Annotated in this window: 19 protein-coding genes; 11 read left to right on the forward strand and 8 right to left on the reverse strand. The window is 71.8% G+C overall.

Annotated features, from left to right (window positions below):
* Window positions 1–184 precede the first annotated feature (184 nt).
* From VK923_07390 to VK923_07425, 8 genes are all read left to right on the forward strand, one after another.
* Window positions 185–1,396, forward strand: coding sequence for a DUF1015 family protein (locus VK923_07390; protein ID HSJ44487.1), 1,212 nt, complete (start codon window positions 185–187; stop codon window positions 1,394–1,396).
* A 390-nt stretch (window positions 1,397–1,786) separates the two neighbouring features.
* Window positions 1,787–2,986, forward strand: a complete 1,200-nt coding sequence (locus VK923_07395) for a glycine cleavage T C-terminal barrel domain-containing protein (protein HSJ44488.1) — start codon at window positions 1,787–1,789, stop codon at window positions 2,984–2,986.
* 78 nt (window positions 2,987–3,064) lie between these two features.
* Complete coding sequence (locus tag VK923_07400) at window positions 3,065–3,907, forward strand: methylenetetrahydrofolate reductase (GenBank protein ID HSJ44489.1); 843 nt, start codon at window positions 3,065–3,067, stop codon at window positions 3,905–3,907.
* The gene (locus VK923_07405; GenBank protein ID HSJ44490.1) at window positions 3,904–5,604 is read left to right on the forward strand and encodes a formate--tetrahydrofolate ligase; all 1,701 of its coding nucleotides are present in this window, start codon (window positions 3,904–3,906) and stop codon (window positions 5,602–5,604) included. The genes VK923_07400 and VK923_07405 overlap by 4 nt, the downstream gene beginning before the upstream one ends.
* 32 nt (window positions 5,605–5,636) lie before the next feature.
* Window positions 5,637–6,956, forward strand: a complete 1,320-nt coding sequence (locus VK923_07410) for a folylpolyglutamate synthase/dihydrofolate synthase family protein (protein ID HSJ44491.1) — start codon at window positions 5,637–5,639, stop codon at window positions 6,954–6,956.
* 157 nt (window positions 6,957–7,113) lie between these two features.
* Window positions 7,114–7,740 carry a TetR family transcriptional regulator gene (locus VK923_07415; protein HSJ44492.1) on the forward strand — a complete coding sequence of 209 codons (627 nt, stop codon included), beginning with the start codon at window positions 7,114–7,116 and terminating at the stop codon, window positions 7,738–7,740.
* A 68-nt stretch (window positions 7,741–7,808) separates the two neighbouring features.
* On the forward strand, window positions 7,809–8,219 hold the full coding sequence (locus VK923_07420) for a VOC family protein (GenBank protein HSJ44493.1): 411 nt from the start codon (window positions 7,809–7,811) through the stop codon (window positions 8,217–8,219).
* A gap of 112 nt (window positions 8,220–8,331) precedes the next feature.
* Window positions 8,332–8,760, forward strand: a complete 429-nt coding sequence (locus tag VK923_07425; GenBank protein HSJ44494.1) for an OsmC family protein — start codon at window positions 8,332–8,334, stop codon at window positions 8,758–8,760.
* A gap of 55 nt (window positions 8,761–8,815) precedes the next feature.
* On the opposite strand, the gene VK923_07430 is transcribed toward VK923_07425, so the two are convergent.
* The 4 genes from VK923_07430 to VK923_07445 form a co-directional block, all read right to left on the reverse strand.
* Window positions 8,816–10,951 (reverse strand): cation:proton antiporter, encoded by a 2,136-nt coding sequence (locus tag VK923_07430; protein ID HSJ44495.1) that lies wholly within the window; start codon window positions 10,949–10,951, stop codon window positions 8,816–8,818.
* On the reverse strand, window positions 10,948–11,595 hold the full coding sequence (locus VK923_07435) for a hypothetical protein (GenBank protein HSJ44496.1): 648 nt from the start codon (window positions 11,593–11,595) through the stop codon (window positions 10,948–10,950). The genes VK923_07430 and VK923_07435 overlap by 4 nt, the downstream gene beginning before the upstream one ends.
* Window positions 11,596–11,690: 95 nt before the next feature.
* Complete coding sequence (locus VK923_07440; GenBank protein ID HSJ44497.1) at window positions 11,691–12,362, reverse strand: response regulator transcription factor; 672 nt, start codon at window positions 12,360–12,362, stop codon at window positions 11,691–11,693.
* On the reverse strand, window positions 12,359–13,891 hold the full coding sequence (locus VK923_07445; GenBank protein ID HSJ44498.1) for a HAMP domain-containing sensor histidine kinase: 1,533 nt from the start codon (window positions 13,889–13,891) through the stop codon (window positions 12,359–12,361). The genes VK923_07440 and VK923_07445 overlap by 4 nt, the downstream gene beginning before the upstream one ends.
* Before the next feature lie 305 nt (window positions 13,892–14,196).
* On the opposite strand from VK923_07445, the gene VK923_07450 reads away from it, so the two are divergent.
* From VK923_07450 to VK923_07460, 3 genes are all read left to right on the forward strand, one after another.
* Entirely contained in the window at window positions 14,197–14,742 is a 546-nt protein-coding gene (locus VK923_07450) for an N-acetyltransferase (protein HSJ44499.1), read from the forward strand.
* A gap of 178 nt (window positions 14,743–14,920) precedes the next feature.
* The gene (locus VK923_07455; protein ID HSJ44500.1) at window positions 14,921–15,688 is read left to right on the forward strand and encodes an IclR family transcriptional regulator; all 768 of its coding nucleotides are present in this window, start codon (window positions 14,921–14,923) and stop codon (window positions 15,686–15,688) included.
* Between the two features lie 57 nt (window positions 15,689–15,745).
* Window positions 15,746–16,276 (forward strand): histidine phosphatase family protein, encoded by a 531-nt coding sequence (locus VK923_07460; protein HSJ44501.1) that lies wholly within the window; start codon window positions 15,746–15,748, stop codon window positions 16,274–16,276.
* Between the two features lie 16 nt (window positions 16,277–16,292).
* Here the strand turns inward: VK923_07460 and VK923_07465 are convergent, their stop codons facing one another.
* The 4 genes from VK923_07465 to VK923_07480 form a co-directional block, all read right to left on the reverse strand.
* The gene (locus VK923_07465) at window positions 16,293–17,324 is read right to left on the reverse strand and encodes a homocysteine S-methyltransferase family protein (protein HSJ44502.1); all 1,032 of its coding nucleotides are present in this window, start codon (window positions 17,322–17,324) and stop codon (window positions 16,293–16,295) included.
* Between the two features lie 75 nt (window positions 17,325–17,399).
* The gene (locus VK923_07470; GenBank protein HSJ44503.1) at window positions 17,400–20,864 is read right to left on the reverse strand and encodes a 2Fe-2S iron-sulfur cluster-binding protein; all 3,465 of its coding nucleotides are present in this window, start codon (window positions 20,862–20,864) and stop codon (window positions 17,400–17,402) included.
* The gene (locus VK923_07475; protein HSJ44504.1) at window positions 20,861–21,184 is read right to left on the reverse strand and encodes a sarcosine oxidase subunit delta; all 324 of its coding nucleotides are present in this window, start codon (window positions 21,182–21,184) and stop codon (window positions 20,861–20,863) included. The genes VK923_07470 and VK923_07475 overlap by 4 nt, the downstream gene beginning before the upstream one ends.
* 162 nt (window positions 21,185–21,346) lie before the next feature.
* Window positions 21,347–22,606 carry an FAD-dependent oxidoreductase gene (locus tag VK923_07480; protein ID HSJ44505.1) on the reverse strand — a complete coding sequence of 420 codons (1,260 nt, stop codon included), beginning with the start codon at window positions 22,604–22,606 and terminating at the stop codon, window positions 21,347–21,349.
* Window positions 22,607–22,750 lie beyond the last annotated feature (144 nt).

A 22,750-nucleotide genomic window follows, 5' to 3' on the forward strand; every position in this document is an offset into this window, starting at 1 on the left:
CCCGACACCGACCTCGAAGCACGGTTCCTGGCCGAGGCGGCCGAGCACGACTTCGTCGGGCTCAAGGGCCACCGCAGCGTGGGAGGCTGCCGCGCGAGCCTGTACAACGCGATGCCGCAGGACGGCGCCGACGCGCTGGCCACGTTCATGGCCGACTTCCGCCGGCGGATGGGCTGAGGCCGTGGTGGCGGAGACGACCGACCGGCTCGGCATCCGCCCCGCGCACCTGCACGTCGTCGAGCCCGCGCTGGCCGCCCGCGTCGCCGCGCCGGCCTTCGACACGCTGCCGGTCGAGGAGCGCATGGCCCGAGCAGCCGACCCGTTGAGCTTCCTGAACGTGCTCCGCGCACCGGAAGGCGTGGAGCACCTGGCACGCAACCGCCGCGCGCTCGAGCGGCTGCTCGCCGACGGCGTGTTCACCGACGGCACGGGGCCGCGCTTCGCCTGGTACCGGCTGGCCACCGATGACCACGTCCAGACGGGCCTGGTGGCGGAGGTGGCGATCCAGGACTACGACGAGGGGCGCATCGTCCGTCACGAGCACACCCGGGCGGAGCGCGAGGAGGACCTGGCCGCCTTCCAGCGGCGCGTCGCCGCCGACGGCAGCCCGGTCGCAGTTGCGTACCGCGCCGACCGGCACATGCGCGCGCATGCGCGCAGGGCGACAGCGCGCCCCCCACACCTTCAGTTCACGTCGGACGACGGCGTCGAGCACACGCTGTGGACGGCGGCCGGAACCGACGAGGTGCGCGCGATCCGTGCAGCCGCGGCACGGCTGCCGCGGCTGTACGTGACGGACGGGCACCACCGCTTCGCGGCGGCCTCACGCATGGCGGCGGCGGGCCGCGCGGAGGGCAGCGGACAGGACGCCGCGGACCAGTGGCTGCTCGCCGCCCTGTACCCTGACGACGAGCTGCGCATCCTGCCGTTCCACCGGGCGGTCGCCCGGCCACGTGGCCCCACGACCTCGGACCTGCTGAGCGCGCTGGCGACGCACGTCCACGTCACCCTGCTCGAGCGCCCCGTTCCGCCCGACGATCCGCGCATGTTCACCGCGTTCGTCGATGGCGACTGGTTCCGCCTGGTCGTGCCCTCGGATACGGTCGACGTCGATCCGCTCGACGCGCTCGCGGTGAGCGTTCTTCAGGAACACGTGCTTGCACCGGTGTTCGGCGTGCACGAGCCGCGGATCGACCCGCGCCTGACCTACGTTGCCGGGGACGCCGACGCCGTCGCATCGCACTGCCGGCGGCATCGGGCGGTCGGCTTCATGTTGCGCGCGACGACGATGCACGAGCTCATGACGATCGCCGACGCTGACGCCGTGATGCCACCGAAGTCGACCCTGTTCTCGCCCAAGCCCCGCGCGGGGATCGTGCTCCGCCTGATCGCCTGACGGCGGGACGCCTGCGACACCCGATCGGGGGCTTGACGGCGCAGTCCGCGCCGGACACACTGTTGCGCCATAAGCTCCTGCGTTTCACATGCAGCAACAGGCACCGCAGTGCATCACACAGCTCCGGTCTCCGGCACCGCCCTCGGCCCCGCTGATCAGCGGGGCGGCACGAGTGGGCTGCGGCGACTGCGGCCTGCAGCATGACACAGGTCGCCGCGTCCCCCGACGCAACTACGGCCTGCTGCACGTCCGGTCCGATCAGGTCGGGCCACGACACAGCACTGTCCGGCGCAGCCGGGCCACCGCACGGACCGCGGTGGTCGGCGCGGCTCTGACACTCACGATCCGGCGACCGCCGGTCCGACATGATCATTTGGAGGAGGAATCGCGTTGGCGATCAATGAGAACCCCGGCATCCTGCTGTACCCCCGGATCCGCCGGACGCCGTACTACTACGCGCACCGCGAGCACGGCGTGAAGCTGTACAGCGTCTACAACCGCATGTACCACCCGCGGTTGTACACCGACCCGCTGGACGAGTACGACGCGCTGGTCAACCGTGTGACGCTGTGGGACGTCAGCGTCGAGCGCCAGGTGCAGATCACCGGGCCCGACGCCTTCGACTTCGCCAACATGCTCGTGCCACGCGATCTGACGAAATGCAGGGTCGGGCAGTGCAAATACGTGTTCATCACGTCGCCGGAGGGCGGCATCCTCAATGACCCGATCCTGCTGCGGCTGGAGGAGAACACCATCTGGCTGTCCCTGGCGGACAGCGACGTGCTGCTGTGGTGCAAGGGCCTGGCCTACAGCTCCGGGATGGACGTGCAGATCACCGAGCCCGACGTGGCGCCGGTGCAGATCCAGGGGCCGAGGGCCGCCGCCGTGGCCCACGACCTGTTCGGCGACAGCATCCTCGAGATCCCCTACTACCACGCCGAGGAGCGGGAGCTCGACGGCATGGACGTCGTGGTGTCGCGCACCGGGTTCTCGGGCGAGGTCGGGTACGAGATCTACCTTCGCAACGCGACCGGGCATGGCATCAAGCTGTGGAACACCGTGCTCGAGGCCGGCAGACCCCACGAGATCCAGGTGACCGGCCCGGGCCACATCCGGCGGATCGAGGGCGGCTTCCTGTCGCAGGGCAACGACATGGACTTCGACACCAACCCCTTCGAGGTCGGGTACGGCTTCGAGGAGACCTGGATGGTCGACCTCGACCAGGAGGCCGACTTCATCGGCAAGGACGCGCTCAAGCGGATCAAGGCCGAGGGCGTCAAGCGCAAGCTGGTCGGGGTGGAGATCGGGGGCGGCCACGTCGGCTACTTCAGCGACGGCTCCATGCCGGACTTCTTCCCGGTGTTCGACCCCGCGTCCGGAGAGCCGGTCGGCAAGGTCACCTCGGCGACGTGGTCGCCCGCGCTGGAGCGCAACATCGGCTACGCCATGGTGCCCGTCCGCTACGAGCCCTACGGCACCGAGCTGGTCGTCGAGACCCAGCACGGACGCAACCAGGCCGTCATCGTCGAGAAGCCGTTCGTCGATCCGAGGAAGGACAGGCCCAAGCAGGACGCCGCGGCCATCGTCTGACCCGGTCCCCGAGGCCCGCGGGAGGTCACGGCCGGGCGGTGAGCCACTGGCCACCGTCCGGCCCGGCTGGGAGATGCCATGGCAGAGTCCGACAGCGAGCTCGTCCGGGCGTCGTTCGCGCGACCGCGCTTCGAGATCATCCCGATGAAGGGCGTCGAGGAGCAGCTGGCCCACCTGCCGGCGGACGCGGTGGTCACGGTCACGTCCTCGCCGACCAGGGGCATCGACGCCACGCTGGCCCTCGCGGCGCTGCTGCGCCGCGAGGAGCTGCAGGTCGTGCCGCACGTGGCTGCCCGCTCGGTCGCCGACACGGTGCAGCTCAAGGACCTGCTCCAGCAGGTCTCCGACCTGGGCATCGATGACATCTTCGTGGTGGCCGGCGACGCCCAGGCACCGGCGGGCCAGTTCGAGGGCACGGTGGACCTGCTGCGCGCTATGGCCGACCTCCGTCACTCGCTGCGCATCGGCATCACCGGATATCCCGAGAGCCACGCCTTCATCCCGGACGAGACGACGATCGCCGTGATGCACGCCAAGGAGCCGTACGCGTCGTACATCGTCTCCCAGATCTGCTTCGACCCGCAGGTCACCGCCGGATGGGTGGCCGCCGTCCGTGCCAGGGGCACGCGCCTGCCGATCCACATCGGCCTGCCCGGCGCCGTCGACCTGGCCAAGCTCGTGCGCATCTCGATGCGTGTCGGCATCGGCGACTCGCTGCGCTTCGTCCGCAAGCAGGGCGGGACGGTGGCCAGGCTGATCGGCGGTTACCAGCCCGACGCGCTGGTCGAGGGGCTGCTGCCCACGCTGGCCGACCCGGCGATGGGCGTCGCCGGTTGGCACCTGTTCACATTCAACGAGATCCGTCGCACCGAGGCCTGGCGGCGGGACCTCCTCACACGGTACGCAAGGAGCGCACGATGACCTTTCCCAGTGACCTCGAGATCGCCCGCGGCGCGGACCTGCAGCCGCTGGAGGACATCGCCCGGCAGATGGGCATCCGCCCGGATCTGCTGGAGCCGTACGGCCACGGTGTGGCCAAGATCTCGCTGGACGCGATCGACGCGCTGGCCGACCGGCCGCGCGCGAAGTACGTCGTGATCTCCGCCGTCACGCCGACCCCACTGGGCGAGGGCAAGACGACAACGACGGTCGGCCTGGGCCAGGGCTTCGGTCACATCGGCAGGCGCGCCACGATCGCCATACGCCAACCGTCGATGGGCCCGACGTTCGGCATCAAGGGCGGCGCCGCCGGCGGTGGCTACAGCCAGGTCGTGCCGATGGAGCAGCTCAACCTGCACCTGACCGGCGACATGCACGCGGTCACGGCGGCGCACAACCTGCTCGCCGCAATGATCGACAACCACATCCACCAGAACGACGACTTCTTCTCGACCGACCGCCACAGCATCACCTGGCGACGCGTGCTCGACGTCAACGACCGCGTGCTGCGCAACATCGTGGTCGGACTCGGTTCGCGGACCGACGGGGTGATCCGGCAGACGGGCTTCGACATCACGGCCGCGTCGGAGGTGATGGCGATCCTGGCGCTGTCCACCTCGCTGCGGGACATGCGGGAGCGGATGGGCCGCATCGTGATCGGCAGCACGGTCGAGGGCAAGCCGATCACCGCCGAGGACCTGCGCGGCGCCGGTGCCATGACCGTCATCATGCGGGACGCCATCAAGCCCAACCTCATGCAGACCCTCGAGGGCACGCCGGCGCTCGTGCACGCGGGACCCTTCGGCAACATCGCCCACGGCAACTCGTCGGTCGTCGCCGACCTCATCGGCATCCACGGTGGCGACTACCTGGTGACCGAGGCCGGCTTCGGCGCCGACATGGGCGCCGAGCGCTTCTTCAACATCAAATGCCGCACGTCCGGACTGACGCCCGACGCCGCGGTCCTCGTCACCACCGTCCGCGCGCTCAAGGCGCACTCCGGACGGTTCAGGATCATCGCCGGCAGGCCGTTGCCGGACGACCTGCTCGCCGAGAACCCGGACCACGTCCACGCCGGCGCGGCGAACCTGCGCAAGCAGGTCCAGAACATCCGACTCCACGGCGTGTCCCCCGTGGTCGCCATCAACGCCTTCCCGACCGACCATCCCAGCGAGCACGAGGCGATCCGCGAGATCGCCGCGGAGCTCGGAGCCCGGTCGGCGATCAGCACCCACTTCACCGACGGGGGTGCGGGCGCGGCGGAGCTGGCCGAGGCGGTCGCCGAGGCGGCGGAGGAGCGAACGGACTTCAGGTTCCTGTACCCCGACAGCGCGAGCCTGCGTGAGAAGATCGAGACGATCGCGATCAGGGTCTACGGCGCGGACGGCGTCGAGTACGACCTGGCGGCGTCCCGGCAGCTCGACCGTTACGAGGAGGCGGGCTACGGCAACCTGCCGGTCTGCATCGCCAAGACCCACCTCTCGATCTCGTCGGACTCCAAGCTGAAGGGCGCACCGACCGGGTGGATGCTGCCGGTGCGGGAGGTGCGGGCGTCAGTCGGCGCGGGATTCATCTACCCGATCTGCGGAGACATGCGAACGATGCCAGGCTTGTCGTCGCACCCGGCTGCCGAGCGCATCGACATCGACAGCGACGGCAACATCATCGGCCTCTCCTGACGTCGAGGCGCCCGACCCATGCTGATGCTGCTGTGACCATCCTGCACACCACGACCGCCTACGAGCAGGCGATCACCGAGCTGTTCAACCGCCGGCCCGAGGTCATGGTGCCGGGGCTGCGGCGCATCCAGGCACTCGTGCACTCGATGGGCGAACCGCAGCGGGCGTACGCCGGGATCCACCTCACCGGCACGAACGGCAAGACGTCGACCGCGCGCATGATCACGTCGCTGCTGCTGGCGGCCGGCGAGCGCGTCGGCACGTACACGTCGCCGCACCTGCAGGATGTGCGCGAGCGGTTCCGCATCGACGGTGAGCCGCTGGCAGTGGACGACCTGCTCGCCGGTCTGGACGCGCTGGGCCCACACATCGAGCGGGTCGAGCAGGCGACGGGCGAGATGGTCACGTTCTTCGAGGCATCGACCGCGCTCTGCCTGTGGGCGTTCGCCCGCGCTCGCGTGGACACGGGAGTCGTCGAGGTCGGCATGGGCGGCCGCTTCGACGCGACGAACGTGGTCGACGCCCACGTCGCAGTGCTCGGGCGGGTCCAGATGGATCACCCGCAACTGGGTGCCACCGTCGGCGAGATCGCCTGGGAGAAGGCCGGCATCACTGCCGACGGCGCGACCGTCATCTCGGCGAACACCGCAGGCCCGCCGGCGCATGTGATCGCCGAGGAGGTCGCCGAGCGGGGTGCCCGGCTGCACGTGCTCGACCGGGACTTCGGCGTGATCGCACGGACGCTGACGCCCCACGGTCAGCGCGTCAGCCTGCGCGGCCTGGGCGGGTCGGTGTTCACCGTCGACCTGCCCGTGCACGGCGCCCATCAGGCAGACAACGCCGCCTGTGCGCTCGCCGCGGTGCAGGCCCACACCGGCCAACCCCTGGAGTCGGCGGTCGTCCGTGCGGGCTTCGCAGGGGTCCGCTCCCCGGGCCGGCTGGAGCTGCTGTTCACCGACGACGGGATCCCGGTGCTGCTCGACGGTGCCCACAACCCCGCCGCGGCCCGGATGCTGGCCCGTTCGCTGCGCGAGCTGCACGGTGACCGGCGGCGCATCGCCGTGCTCGGTGTGATGGCCGACAAGGACATCCCCGCGATCGTGGACCAGCTGCGCCCGGTCGTCGACGAGGTCGTCGTCACGATGCCCGACAGCCCGCGCGCCGCCACCGCCGAACAGCTCGCCGCGGTGTGCCACGCTGGCGGCCTGCCCGTCGCCGCGGGGGTTCCCGACGTCGGCGAGGCCGTCCGTGTCGCGGCGTGGCGTGCGGGCAGTCAGGGCATGGTCGTGGTCTCCGGCTCGCTGTACACGGTCGGCGACGCCCGCGCCGCGCTGGGTGGCGTCCCCGCCTGAGCCGTCGACCCTGCGTCGAGGGTCGCATGCGATCGTGTACACCTGTACGCAGACGTTGTGGGGCCTGGTTCCACAAATGACTCGCGGACCGGCTCCGCCGGACAGAACGACGCGGCGCCCGCGCCAGGCGGGGACGCACACGGTACGGGGAGGGCAGGTGGTGCGGCCGGGACGACGCCCACGGCTGTCCCGCGACGGCATCGTCGAGGCAGCGCGGGCGGTCGTCGACGGCGCGGGGATCGATGGCCTGTCGATGCGGCGGGTCGCGCGCGAGCTCGGGTGCTCGCCCATGGCCCTGTACCGCCACGTCGAGGATCGGGACGACCTGCTGCGTCTGCTGCTCGACCACATCGCCGACAGCCTGCGGCGTCCGGCGACGTCAGCCGACCCCCGGCGCACGATCACGCGCGTCACCACCAAGGTCCACGACTGGCTGGCCGGACACCCCTGGGCGATCGACGTCCTCGCCGCCCACCGGTGGTCGGTGGCCTGGATCACCGATGACCTGACCACGGCGTTCCTCGCGGCCGGGCTGTCGCCGGTCGCGGCGACACGTGCGTGCGAGATCGTGTGGCACCACCTCGTCGGCGAGCTCGTGGCCCGCCACGCCCGCCGGCCCGCGCCGCCGGGGGCGACCCCGGCCACGGCCGATCTGGCAGCGCTGGATCCGGCCCTGCACGGCCACGTCGTGACCGCACGCACGCACGACCAGTTCCTGTTCGGGCTCAGCGCGCTGCTCGACGGCCTGCTCCCTGCGGCCACACGCGACACGATCGCCGTCTGATGTGTGCGCAGCGGTCGTGCCGGGTCCGGCATGATGAGCGGACCAACCTCGACACAGGAGCAGCTGCGATGCCCGGTTCCTCGCACCTCGGCGCGTTCTCGATCAGCCTGACGGTGACTGACCTGGACGTGTCACGTGACTTCTACGAGCGCCTCGGCTTCGAGGTCACCGGCGGAAGCGCCGACGAGCAGTACCTGATCATGGCCAGCGGCACCGCGGTGATCGGCCTGTTCCACGGCATGTTCGAGCGCAACATCCTGACCTTCAACCCAGGTGTCGCGGTGCCGCCCGACGGGTCGCCGTGGGGCCCCACGGATGACTTCACCGATGTCCGCGACATCCAGTCGCGCCTGCAGGCCGCCGGGCTCGACCTCGAGACGACCACCGACCCGGACGGCACCGGACCCGCGCACATCACGCTGGTCGACCCGGATGGCAACCCCATCCTGATCGACCAGTTCTTTGACCGCCCGTCGTGAACCGCGCCCTGCGGCGCCCGGGTGAGAAAGTGCCACCACGGGTATGGACCCGCGCAGCGATTCCACGGCACGGGGTCGCTTCGCGAAGTCTCTCGAACCGAAAGGTCAGTCGATGGCGTTGGAACGCACGTCCTCAGCCCGGTGGGAAGGCAACCTGAAGGAAGGCAAGGGTCGCCTCGAACTGGGCAGCGGCCTGTACTCGGGTCCCTACAACTACGTGTCGCGCTTCGAGTCCGGCGACGAGACCAACCCCGAGGAGCTCATCGCCGCCGCCCACGCCGCGTGTTACTCGATGGCGCTGTCGGCGGACCTCGCACGGGAGGGCCACACGCCCCAGAGCGTGGCGACCGATGCGACGGTCACGTTCGATCCCGGCGGACCGAGGATCACCACCATTCACCTCACAGTCCGCGGCAGCGTGCCCGGGATCGACGCCGACACCTTCCAGACCTTCGCCGAGGGCGCCAAGCAGAACTGCCCCGTGTCGCAGGTGCTTGCCGGTGCCGACGAGATCACGCTCGAGGCGACCCTCGAGTCCTGACCCCACGTCATCCCGTCGCCGGTGCCGGGCCGCCGTTGGCCCCGCACCGGCGTGGTCATTGGGGGATGAGGACGAGGGCGACCGTCTGGGACGCGTGCCCGAGCAGGTACTCGGCGTCGTAGCCGATAAAGGCCCGGTCGCCGGACGTGTGCAGGTCCACACCGGCGACGACCAGGTCGGCCTGCACCCGCTCGGCGTGGCGCAGCAGCTCCTGGCCGAGCATCGTGCCGTGCGCGCGGTGCAGCGTGGCGGTCTGCCCGAAGCCCGCTGCGATGTCGGCGGACCTCGCGAGCATCTCGTCGCCCGACGTCAGTGACGCCATGCCGGCCGGGTCCAGGCCCGGCGGCGCAGGGGTTGCCACGACATGGATCGCATGCGCCTGCGCCTGCATCTGCTCGGCGAGCACGAACGCGACGTCCTGGGCCGCCCGACCGCTGCGGGTGCCGGTCGACGGCACCGCGATGTGGCGGATCGGAGGCTCCATCGACATGGCCGCAGGACTGCGGCTGATCAGCAGCACCGGCACCGTCGACCGCGCGATGATCCGCTCGAGGGTCTCCGACATGCCCGAGCCGCCGACGCCGTGGGTCATGCCGAGCGCCATCAGGCCGTACCCCAGGCGCGCTTCAGCCTCGATCGCCGACGCGGCGTCCTCGTCGATGCGGTCGATCCAGTTGACCGTCGGCCGGTGGATCAGCGATCTGAGCGCGCCCACCGCCGCCTCGCCCTGCCGGCCCGCTGCGTCGTCGGCCGAACCGTGGACGGTCAGCATCGTCAGGTACGAGCCCGGCTGGAGGATCGCGTCGAGGATCCTCGCCGCGGGGATCGAGTTGGTCCCGCCACGCGTCGGCAGCAGTGCGGAGGTGGCGCCGACCACGCTGTCGGCGAGCAACGCCTCCCGTGCAAGACGCGCGGACTCGGTCTCGCCGATCCGCTCACCGCGCAGCAGTGCCTTGAGCGCCGGCCCGGCCGCCAGCGAGGTGACGAGCGCCATGACCACGATCGCGGCGTACGACGTGTCGGTCAGCACGCCGAGGTTCAGGCCGATGGTCGCGACGACGATCTCGAGCGCACCGCGAGCGTTGAGCGCCGCGCCGAGCGCGGCGCTGTGCGTCGCGCTCAGCCCGCCCGCGCGGCCACCGAGGTACGCGCCGACGAACTTCGTGGCCGCCGCCATCCCGATGATCACCACGGTCCACAGCGCAGCGCTCGGCGTGAACAGCAGCGACAGGTCGACCGACAGCCCCGCGGTGGCGAAGAAGATCGGCGCGAAGATGCTCTGGGTGACGTCCTCGAGGATCCCCTGGGCGTGCGCGTCGGCGTACCGCGACTGGCCGATCACGATGCCCGCGATGAACGCCCCCAGCACGGCCTCGACTCCCAGCCACTGGGTGACGACACCGGCGCCGAGCGCGATGACGGCGATCACGCCCACGAGGGCGCTGGCGCGTGAGGACCGCTCCCGCACCTCCCGCAGCACTCGGTCGACCGCCCGGCGTCCCACGGTGAACGCCAGGACCACGAACACGATCAGCCCGCCGATGCTGCGAGCGAGGGTCTCGAGCAGCGCGCCGTCGGCGCTGGCGAGGCCCGCCACGACGCCGAGCAGGATCCACCCGACCAGGTCGTTGGTCATCCCGGCCGCGATGGTGATCTGCCCCAGGTCGCGGCGCATCAGCTGCAGGTCGTACAGGACCTTCGCGATCACGGGCAGCGCCGAGATCGACAGCGCGACGGCGATGAACAGCACGAAGCTGCTGCGCGACGCCGTGTCGCCGACGAACACCTGGGGCAGCAGCCAGCCCAGCACCGCGCCGCCAGCGAGGGGGATGACGAGGCTGCCGGTCGTGACGCCGGCGCTGGCGCGGCCCAGCCGACGCAGCAGCTTCAGGTCGGTTTCGAAGCCGGTCCCGACGAGCAGCAGCACGACGCCGATCCACGACACGGCGAGCAGCAGGCTTTGCTGCAGCGCGTCCTCGGGGAACAGCCACGCGTGCACGCCCGGCGCGACGACGCCGAGCACCGACGGCCCGAGCACGATGCCCGCCGCGAGCTCGCCGACGACCGATGGCTGGCCCAACCGCCGGGCCAGGGCACCGAGCCCCTGCGCGACGGCGAGCAGCGCGAGCAGCGACGCCCAGAAGACGAGCAGCTGATCGGAGCTCAGCCCCGCGCTGGCCAGCAGCGTCATCGGCGCGACCCGGCCACGGTGCGGCGCAATGGGTGCGGTGCCGTCCGGCCGGTCGCGGTGTCCTGCGCGTCGGCGGACCGCCGGGCGCTCCGTCGGTCGGCCGCCGCGGCGCGCAGCTGTGGCGCACCCAACGCAAGCGTCGTGATGCGGGTCCGCACGAGCCAGACCTCGGCCTCGTCGGGGAGGCGTGCGAGCAGGTCGACGGGCACGTCGGCGTCGAGCTCGGCCGCCGGCACCGCCAGGTGCGCCCAGCCGCCCGTGAGCAGCACGTCGATCTCGTACCTGTCGACATGCTCGGCCGGCAGGACGCGATCGACGCCGTCGACCTCGACGATGCCGCACCCCGCCGCGCGGATGCGGGCGATGTCGGCGACCGGCGTCGGCGACGTCGGTCGCACGCGTGCGGGTGGCACGGCAGTCTCCGCCAGTGGGACCCCCGCGAGCCGGGTCAGCACCGCGCAGTCCGAGGCGCGTCGGCCCGCCCAGTGCGCGCCGACGGCGCCGGCGAGCACGACCCAGACGGCTACGGAGGGCCACCTGCCCAGCGCGAACAGGCCCGCGACGGCGACCACGACGGCCCCGCAGCCCACCAGCGCCCAGGTGCGGCGGCGGCGGTGGGCGGGGGTCGACGTGATCAGCGGCATGCGTCAAGCATGGTGGACCGACACCGCCGGCTCCTACCCGACGCGGGGGAGATCCTGCTACCCGTGCGGGCTGATGGCGGCGCGTGGGTGAAGGGTCAGGGCCCAGGGTCCTCGTTGTCGGGCGTCACGATCCCCATCCGCAGCGCCAGCGTCACCGCCTCGAGGCGCGAGCCGACACCGAGCTTGCCCAACAGGTTGCGCACGTGGGTCTGGACCGTGTCCGCTGAGATCACGAGGCGGGCCGCGATCGCATCGCTTCCGTGCCCGGCGGCGAGGAGCTGGAGGATCTCGGTCTCTCGGGGCGTCAGCGTGTCGCGGATGGTCCGGGCCATCCACGTGCGCTCCCGCTCGGCCGCGAGCGCACGCAGCCACGACGACGTGGGCCCGGCGGCGAGCACCGTCGCCCCGTGGGCGACGCGGCGGATGACCTCCAGCAGCTCGGTCACGTCGACCGACTTGTGCAGCACCGCCGCCGCACCGGCCTCGACGGCACGCCCCAGCTCGGCCTCGTCCGTCAGTGCGGTGAGGACGACGGCGGCCGCGGCCGCCTGCCGATCGCGGAGGTCGTCGAGCACGTCGATGCCACTCGCGCCTGGCAGGTCGAGGTCGACGACGACGACGTCCGCGGCCTGCCGCCCCAGCACCTGGGCCGCCTCGTCGGCCGACTGCGCACGTCCGACGACCTCGATGTCGTCGGTCAGTTCGATCACGGCCGCGAGCGCCTGCGCGTAGCTGGTATGGTCCTCGACGAGCACGACCGTGATCATGCGCGTCCCACCTCGATCACGACCCGAGTGCCCGTCGGCACGTTCGGTTCGATGCTGATCCGTCCGCCGTGGGCCTCGGTGATCCGCCGGGCGATGTACAGGCCGATGCCGGCACCCTCGACGCCGGCCGCGTTGCGACCCCGGCCTGCGAGCGCGAGCAGCGTGCCCGTGGTATCGGGGTCGATGCCGATGCCCTGGTCGACGACGAGCAGCCGGTAGCGGTCCGGGCCCGCCACCTCGCCGACCAGGTCGATGCGCCCACCGTCGGGCGAGTAGCGCACGGCGTTGCTCGCGACGTTGCGCAGCGCCTGGCCGAGGCGGACGGGATCGGCCAGGATCCGCACGTCGTCGGCCCGCACGTCGACCTCGTGGGGGCCGGGCAGCGCACGGGTGAAGCGCGCGACATCGCGTAGCAGCGGCAGCGCGCGCACGGGGCGCGGCGTGCACGAGAAGTCGGTGGCCTCCAGCGACCTGAGTTCGTCGACGCGCGCGATCAGGACGTGCAGCTGTTCGGCCTCGGCGACCAGCCCGTCGAGCGCGCCGCGCCAGCGATCGTCATCCGCCTCGGCGCCCTCGAGGACGTGCGCGTACGCGCGGATCGTCGCGATCGGCGTCGCCAGCTCGTGGTGGACGATGGCGCGGAACGTCTCCTCCCGTGCGACATACCCGCTGAGCGCGTCGACCATCGCATCTCGCTCCTCCAGCTCGCGGCGCTGGAGCCGCACGACACGGACCCGGTCGCGCGACATCTGGCGCACCTGCAGCGCGGCGCCGACCAGGAGCAGCACGGTGCTGATGACCCGCAGCGCGTCGGTGGTCGTCACGACCGGGCCGAGCAGCTCGGGCTGACGGATGGCCTGGAACTGGGTGAACACGCCGACCAGCAGGGACAGCGCCAGCCACCGCTCCAGTGGCGCACCGCTGGCGATGGCAAGGCGTGCGGCCAGCCACGCGCCGAACGCGAACAGCAGCAGCGGCGGCACCTCGAGGCTCGTCAGCCACGTGATGTCGGCTCGGGCACCGGTCAGCTCGCGGGCGGGCGGCGCGACCGTCGACAGCAGCAGGCCGAGGACGACGAACACCACCAGCGAGCCCACGACGTAGCTGCGCAGGCTGAGGCGGGGCCACTGCGCGCCGGCGCTGACGAACAGCAGGCCGGCCACGTAGCGCGAGCCGAGCCAGGGGTAGAAGCGGTCGGTCGCTGCCGTGGTCGACCCGCTGACCTCGGCCGCGATCGCCGGCACCACCGCGAACAGTGCAGAGGCCGCCGCGATCACGGCCAGGGCGGCGACGAACGCGTTGCGCACGACCGACCCGTGCTGCTCGAACGGCAGGCTGAGCACCAGGGCGGTCAGACCGACCACGCACAGGCGCAGCGTCTCGACGGCGATGCGCGCCGACGGGCTCTCGACGGCGAGCTGCGCTTCCGGGACCGTCCACGTCACGATCAGCAGGATCGTCAGGGCCACGGCAGCCACGACCATGTCACGCTGCACGAGGCGTCTGAGGTGTACCGGTGTCGCGGTCATCTGCGGACCCTGTGGGGCGCCGGGGTCGACGCGCCGGCTGCGCGGACACAATCTATCGTCGCCGCCGGACGATCAGGGTGGCGTCCGACCAGCCAGGCCCGGACGCAGCGCGGTCTCCAGCTGGTTCCGGACCGCCCCCAGGGCCGCCGGCCGCCACGTCCGCTCTGCCGTGCCGCCGGCCGCCGTGGCCGTGCGGACGCAGCCCTGACCTGGGCAGCGGAGCTGGCGATGTGGGCAGCGGTCACCAGCGCGCGAGCGACCGTCTTCGCGTACCGTCCCGATGACTGCGACAGGAGGTCGAAGGCATGGTCACCCGATCGACGCTGCGCCGCGCCGACACCCCCGCCGTCACCGTTCGACCTGGCACACGGACCGACGGGAGCATGCTCACGGCACTCGGTGCGAAGACGTTCTACGACACATATGCGCCTGATGTGCCCGCCGACGACCTGGCGACGTTCATCGCTGCCAACTTCCGTCACGACTTCGTCGCGGCGGCGCTCGTCGACCCGGACCAGTGCTACCTCGTCGCTGCGGTGGACGGCGCCGACGTCGGCTATGCCCTGCTCCGCCACGAGCACGGTGCCACGCCCGACGGAGGGACACTCGAGTTGGGGTCCCTCTACGTCGACGAGCCGTTCCAGGGCTGTGGCGTGGGAGCCGCACTGATGTCCGAGAGCATCGCGCGCGCCCGGCGCCACCGGTATCGGACGCTGAGGCTGACGGTCTGGGAGCACAACGCCAGGGCCATCAGCTTCTACCGGCGCTGGGGGTTCCGCACCGTCGGCGAGACCGCGTTCCTCCTGGGTCGCGAGGAGCAACGTGATCTGGTGATGGCGTTGGGTGTCTGACGTAAGGGTGTGGTGTCACGGCCGGAGCGCCGAACGGCCGTCGGCCGGTGCGGACCACGCTCATCGCCGTGATCCGCTCGCGACCCTCCAGCATCGTGTGGACAGGACCGCCGCCAGCCGGCCAGCCACGGATCACAGCTAAGGTTGCGGCACGTCCGCCGTCTCAGGAGCCGCCGCCATGTCACGCGCCAAACCGCGCGCCAGCCGGCCCGTCGCCGCCGTCGAACGTGCAGTCGCCGTGCTGGAGACGCTCGCGGACGCCGACGGCGACCTGGGCACCAACGAGATCGCCCGGCGGACCAGGATCAACCCGAGCACGGTCTCGCGGCTGCTCGCGACGCTCGGCGGCGCCGGTCTCGTCGCCCACAGCGCCGAGACCGGCCGTTACCGCCTGGGGCTGCGCATGCTGCACTACGGCAACGCGGTGCTGTCCCGGCTCGATCTGCGCGAGGTCACCCGCGAGCATCTGCAGATGTTGACGACGGCGACCGGCGAGACCGCCACGCTGTCGGTCGCGGGTGGCGGCACCGCCCTGACGGTCGACTTCGTCCAGAGCCCAGCGTCGGTGCAGAGCGTGGCGACGCTCGGTCGGCCGAGCGTGGCGCATGCCACCGCAGTCGGCAAGGTGATGCTCGCGTTCACCGACCAGCGCCCCGACGCGCCACTGACCGCGTTCACCGACGCGACGATCACCGACCCCGACCGGCTGCATGACGAGGTCGAGCGGACCCGGCAGCAGGGGTGGGCCGACGCGACCGGCGAGCGCGAGCAGGACCTCCACGCCGTCGCCGTGCCGGTCCGCAACGCCGACGGCGCACTGCTGGCCATCCTCGGCGTCCAGGGCCCGTCATGGCGCTTCGGCGCCGACGAGCGGCGGGCGGCGATCGAGCACCTTCAGCGTGCCGCACGGCAGATCGGTGCGACGTTCGCGGGACGCCCCGGCTGACGCGCGTGTGCCTGCGGGGGGTGCGTGGGCAGGCTCGTCGGCGAGGAGGTGGCGCCGATGGCCACGACGATCGTCCTCCTGCGACACACCGACAACGACGGCGACGTGCTCAGCGCGGAGGGCGTCACCGCCGCCGTCGCGCTCGGCACCAGGCTGCACGGACCGTTCGATCTCGCGGTGTCGACCGGGGCGCAGCGTGCGACCCAGACCATCGCGTGCATCCTCGGAGCGTTGGAAACGATGGTGCCCGGTGGCGTGATCGTCGAGGCCGGCCTGCGGTCCGACGTCGAGGACCGGTGGCGCGCCGCCTACGCGGAGGCCGGTGGCGGCGAGCTCGACGACTTCATGCGGGTCGCGCCGGACCTCGTCGACGCCGAGTCGACGGTACTGGCCGCCGGACTGCGGCGGGTGGCCGACCGGCTGGACGACGGCCAGCGCGCGCTCGTCGTCGGGCACAGCCCCACGACCGAGGCGGCCGTGTACGGGCTCACCGGCGAGCTGATCGCCTCGCTGGGCAAGGGCGAGGGCGTCGAGATCACGATCGATGGTAGCCGGACGACGGTCGTCCGGCTGATGCACCCGGCCTGAGCGGCACCCGCCAGACCTACAGCTGGCCACCGATGTCTACCTCCTGGCGCGCCAGGCGCACGTCCGTGCCCAGGAACGCGTGCTTGGCCATGTCGGGCGAGAACCGCGACGCGGGCGGCGTCCGCCCGAGTGCCTCGGCCATCGCGCGCACGTGGTGCGGACCGGCGCCGCAGCACAGCCCGAGCCAGCGCACCCCAGTCTGGTGGGCCGCGACTGCGAAGTCGGCGACCTCGAACCGGTGGCACGTGAACGGATCGAGCGCGGTCGGGAACGGCCGGTCGCCCGGCAGCTCACCCTGGTAGGCGGGGTCGCGCAGCGACTGGAAGGTCGGCTCGTCGGTCGTCGTGCGGTATGGGACGGGCAGCGCCGCCACCGGCACGTCGACCGCGGCGACGATCCCGTCGAGCAGCGGCAGCATCGTCGCCGGCCCCCGGATGCAGTTGAGGCCCACGACCCGCGCTCCCGCGTCCTGCAGGCGCCGGCACGTCTCCGCGTAGGTCCACCCCTCCCGGGTCGTGCCCGAGCGGTGCGGCGCCAAGGTGATCACCGCCGGCAGGCCGGCCGCGGCGACGACCTCCAGGGCGACCAGCGCCTCCTGCCCCCACCAGAACGTCTCGCCGATCACCAGGTCGACGCCGGCCTCAGCCATCCACCCGACCTGCTCGGTGAACATCGCGGTCACTTGTCGCACCCGTTCGGCGTCGTCGGGCTCGAACACGTTGGTGTTGCAGACGTTGCCCGCGAACAGCGTCCCGGTGTCCGCCGCGACCTGCGCGGCGATGTCGAGCGCGGTCCGGTTGAGCGGCTCGAGGTGGTGCTCACGCCCGATCACCCGCAGCTTCTCGCGATGCGCGTAGTACGTGAACGCCTGGATGACGTCCGAGCCGGCGCGCACGAACTCGGTGTGCAGCTGCGCGACCTTCTCGGGGTGATCGAGCACCACCTCGGGCACGAACGCGCCCGCCTGCAGGTAGCCGCGCCGTTCGAGCTCGAACAGATAGCCCTCGGCGCAGATGATCGTTGCGTCGGTCATGCGGTCCAGGAGCACCCGTCGGTCCTTTCGTGTCGCTCAGCGGTTGCAGGACGGTCGGTGTCGGTGGGGCGTACGTCGCCCGGTGTCAGCTCACGGGTTGAAGCCGTCGACGGCCAGGCCGAGCGTACGACCCGCGTGGAAGACCTCGTCGAACAGGTACCGACCCGACGACCACTCGCAGCCCAGAAGATACGAGCGCACGCCGTCCCGGTCGTCTCGGATGAGGTCGGTCGTGACCGCCGCCACCAGGGTGCGCAGCGCGGTTCCGTCGGGGGTGACGGTGTCGTGCAGATCGATCGCGCAGATCCCCGCGAGCACCTCGGCGGCCGCGTCGCCGGTCAGCCGGAGCAGCGCACGACCGTGGGTCTGGTCGATCACCGTCACGTGCTCGTCGAGCTCGGCGGCCCTGTCGGCGAGACGACTGACCACCTCGCGGTCCTCGGGTGGTGCGAGCACGATCCACTCGCCTGGCCCGACGCCGCATGCCAGCGTGCCGTCCGGTCGCCGCACGGCCCGGCCGGCCGGACCAAGGCCGTGGACCATCGCACCGTCGCGCGGCGCGACGATCCAGACCTTGCGCAGCGGTGTGTGGTCGGCCAGCCGCAGCGCGGCGGCGCTCCGGCCGGTGCCGATCTCCCAACCGCCGACGTACCCGACCGGTCCGGCCGGCCGGATCGGGGTGCGCGCGACGGCCGGCGCGGACGGGACCGCCCGAGGGGTGTCCTCCCACGGGTGCTCCGCGCGCAGGCGGTCGCCCTCGGGGTCGACGTGCGCGAGTCGCGCGGTCACACGTGCCGGGACACGCCGGCCATCGGGCAGCTTGACCGTGACCAGCGTGTCGGGCGCCGCCAGGTGCGGAGCCACGTGGCCGAGGCAGATCGACCGCTCCAGCGTCGGGGACATCCGGCTGGACGTGATGCGGCCGACGATCGTGGACGTCCCCTCAACGATCTGGCTCGCCTCGGCCGGCACGATCGACCCGTCGACCGGCTGCAGGCCGACGAGCCGGTCGTAGTCGCCGCGGGCGCGTTGCCACGCCAGCTCCGGCAGGCCCGCGAAGTCGTCCTTGTCGAGCTTGATGGCCCAGCCCAGGTCGGCGCCATACGCCTGCGTCAGCCCGTCGGTGTCCTGCCCGACGATGGCGTGCCCCTTCTCGAGCCGCAGGATGCGCTGGGCTTCGACCCCGAAGGGACGGCTCCCAAGATCCTGTCCTGCCGCGAGCAGGCTGGTCCACACGTGGAGGCCGTACCCCGAGGGCACGTGGACCTCGTAGCTGAGCTCGCCGGTGAAGCCGATGCGCCACATGAAGCAGCCGCCGACGCCGGCGACGGTCGCGCGGCGCACCCGCATGTACCCGAACGCGTCCGGACCCACGTCGACGTGGTCGACGAGCCGCGCCAGGAGCTCACGCGACCGCGGTCCGGCGACGTTCATGCTGGCGTAGGCGGTGGTGACCGGGGTGACGTGAACCTGCCATCCGGGGCGCTCGGTCTGCAGCCAGTTCTCGACCCACTCCCACACCGTCAGCGCCCCGGACGATGTGGTGGTCATGATGTAGTGGTCGGTGCCGAGCCGGCCAGTGACACCGTCGTCGAGCACGACACCGTCCTCGGCGCACATGACCCCGTAACGCACGGAGCCGACCGGCAGCTTCGACCACTTGTTGACGTACAACTGGTTCAACAGCCTGGGCACGTCCGGTCCGCGCAGGTCGAGCTTGCCCAGCGGGGTCACGTCGATGACGCCGACCTGTTCGCGGACATTGCGCGCCTCGCCCTCGGGGTCGCCGTAATGGTCGGGTCGGATCCACGCGCCCGCGACCAGCGGGGCCGCGCCGTGCTCCTCGTGCCAATCGTTCATCGGGCTGCGCCTGATCGGTTCATGGATCCGGCCGGCGAGTGCGCCGAGGCTGACCGGGACGTACGGGGGGCGCCAGACCGTCGTGCCCGTCCGGTCGATGTCGCGGCCGGTCGCCTCGGCGACCACCGCGACGGTGTTGACGACCTCGAGCTTGCCCTGGAGCGGCCCCATCGTGGCGGTCGTGTAGCGCTTGGCCAGCTCGATGTGGTCGTAGCCCTCGGCGACCGCGCTCATGAGCTCCCTGGACGTCACGTCCTCGGAGAAGTCGACGAAGCCGTGCGTGCGCCCCAGGAACAACGGCGGGTGTGGTGCGACGGGCAGGGTCGGCGGCGGGTCGGCCTCCGCGCCGGCCTCGTGGGCGCCGTCAGCCGCACGATGTGCCGCCTGTGCGACCGCCCGCCGGCCGACCGCGCGGCCGTGCTCGACCAGCTGCGAGAGCGTGCCATCGCCGGCGATCCCGCCGGCCGCCATGACGTCGTCGGGCATGCCCGCGGGGAGGAACCGGGACGCGGAGTCGTCCCACGTGGGCTGGCCACCCGACATGTTCAGCAGCGACGTCGGTGCCGTCCACCCCGTCGCGGTGACCAGCAGGTCGCATGTGATCGTGCGCCCGTCGCCGCACTCGACGGCCTCCAGGCCCCGGCGGCCGCGCGCACGGACGATGTCGCCGCCGCGGCGGGCGTCGAGCACGGCGCGGACGTCGACCCCCGCCCGGGCGAGGTCGGCTGCGGCGGCGTCGCCCTCGGCGTTCGCGGTCAGCACCACCGCCGACGTGCCGGGCCGCACGGCGTACAGGTTGATCAGGCGTCGGACGCCGGTGGACAGCATCACGCCAGGCAGGTCGTTGCCCTCGAACACGTAGGGGCGCTCGATCAGGCCCGCCGCAACGACGAGGGTACCCGCGCGCGCCTTGATGAGCCGCTCGGTCACGTGCGCCAGGCCGCGCTGGACGACGGCGATCCAGTTGCCGTCGTACCGTCCCGTGACGGCCGCGTCGGTCAGCACCTCGACGCCGGCGGCGGCCACGGCGGCGCGCAGCTCGTCCGCAGCGGCCCGCCGGTCGGCGTCACCCCAGCGCAGGTGCCCGCCGAGCGCACGCTCCTCCTCGACGAGCATGACGCGCGCGCCGTCCTCCGCGGCGGCCGCGGCGGCCGCCATGCCCGCGGGACCGCCGCCGGCGACGAGCACGTCGACGTGGGCGTGGCGGTGGTCGTAGGTCGCGTCAGGGGGTGACGCAGGCACCGTCCCACCGGCCGCGAATCGGCGCAGCACGCGCTCGTACGCGGGCCACAGTGGCCGCGGCGCCATGAACGTCTTGTAGTAGAAGCCCGAGGTCAGGAACCTGGCCACGAGCTGGTTGACCGCCTTGACGTCGAAGCGCAGCGACGGCCAGACGTTCTGCGCACGGACGTCCATGCCGTCGGCGACCGGGCGGTGGGCACCGCGGACGTTCGGCTCTTCGTCCACCTGCACCATGCAGCCGGGCTCGTGGAAGCTCGCGGTCAGCAGGCCGCGCGGGCGGTGGTACTTGAACGAGCGCGAGAACACCCGCACGCCGTGGGCGGCGAGCGCAGACGCGATGGTGTCGCCCGCGTACCCCCGGTGGGTGGCACCGTTCCACGTGAAGCGCACCTGGTGCGCGCGGTCGATCACCTCGCCGGGCTGGACGCCCAGCCGCATGACGTGGTAGCTCACGCCGGCCCTCCAGCACGGTCACCACCGGGCGGCTCACCGGCGTGAATGCGCACCCCGGACGCGCCGCCCGGTGGCGGCGCCTCACGAACGCCGCGCACCTCGTTGGTCACCGTGTGCCGCTCGACGGCCAGGTAGCGGCGGCAGCCGCTGCGATGCAGCCAGGTCTCGTCGGTCCATCCCGCCGGGTTCGCCCGCACGTTCAGGTAGGCGCGCCAGGCCGACGGGTCTGCCGTGGCTGGGTCCGGCCGTACGTGGCGCTCACCGACGTAGCGGAACTCGGCGACGTCACGCGGACCGCAGTTAGGGCAGTCGAGCTGCATCACTTGTTCGTCTCGCTCCGCATGAAGCTCCGCTCGACTCGCAACGGCCCAGGGAGCCTCCGGCACACCTTGTTCGTCTCGCTCCGCATGAAGCTCCGCTCGACTCGCAACGGCTCGGAAATCCTCCCGCGCATAGTGCTCATCCCTCGTGTCCGTCCCGGCTCAGTGTCCGACCGCCGCGGCGCCCTTCTCACCGACCAGCCGGCCATCGGTGAAGCGGGCGAGGTCGAAGTCCGCGATGAGCTCGGGGGTCTTGCCGGTCGCGATCAGCTCGGCCATCGTCTCGCCCGCGACGGGCCCCGCCTTGAATCCGTACGTGCCCCAGCCCACATCGACCAGGAACCCCTCGACGGGTGTCACGCCCATGATCGGGGAGAAGTCCGGGGTCATGTCGCACAGGCCGGCCCACTGGCGCAGCAGGCGCAGCTGCGACAACGACGGCATCAGCTGCAGGACGTGCCCGGCGAGCCCCTCGGTGAACGCGAGGCTCCCACGGGTCGAGTACGACGCGAAGGGGTCGACCGACGCGCCGAACACCAGCTCGCCGCGGTCGGTCTGACTCAGGTACACGTGCAGCGTGCCCGACACGATGACGGTCGGCAGGAAGGGCCTGACCGGTTCAGTCACTGCGGCCTGGAGGGGGAATGTGGTGACGGGCAGGCGCACGCCGGCCATGTCCGACACGAGCGTCGACCAGCCGGCGGTGCAGTTGACGACGATCGGCGCGGCGATCTCGCCCTGCGTCGTCGTGACGCCGCGCACCCGTCCGTCGGCGACGGTTACGCCGGTGACCTCGGTGTGCTGGTGGATGCGCACTCCGTGTGCGTCCGCGGCTCGCCCGTAGCCCCACACCACGGCGTCGTGGCGGATGATGCCACCGGGCGGGTGATACAGGGCGCCGAGGATCGGGTAGCGCGCGGCCGTCGAGACGTCCAGCGGCGGTGCGAGGCGCTTGACCTCCGCGGGATCCACGACCTCCGAGTCGACGCCCTGCAGCTTGTTGACCTCCGCCCTCCAGCGCATGGTCCGCAGCGAGCTGTCGCTGTGGGCGAGCGTCATGTGGCCGCGCTGGGAGAACATGACGTTGAAGTTCAGCTCGGTCGCGAGCCGCTCGTACAGCTGCACCGACCGGTCGTAGAACCGTACGCCCTCGGGGGTCAGGTAGTTGGAGCGGATGATCGCGGTGTTGCGACCGGAGCCGCCTCCGCCGATGTAGCCCTTGTCGAGCACCGCGACGTCGGTGATCCCGTGGTTGGCCGCCAGGTAGTAGGCCGCCGCGAGCCCGTGGACCCCGCCGCCGATGACCACGACGTCGGCCGTGGAACGTAGGTCCGGTGATCGCCAGACCCTCGGCCATGGCGTCGCCGTCGCGCCCCGCCGGAGCAGTTCGAAGGCCGAGTACCGGGTGCGCGGGCGTCGCATCAGGGCGACAGCCTAGTATGCGGTTGCCCCTGCACCACCACCATTTCAACTACGGCAACTGGCCGACCGGACTCATGTCGACCCCGTACGGCCTGTCGGCGGGCCGGGAGCACTGGCGTGAGGTGCACCGGCGCCGGGGACGAT

The organism is Euzebyales bacterium, assembly GCA_035461305.1.
In the GTDB taxonomy this organism is placed as follows: domain Bacteria; phylum Actinomycetota; class Nitriliruptoria; order Euzebyales; family JAHELV01; genus JAHELV01.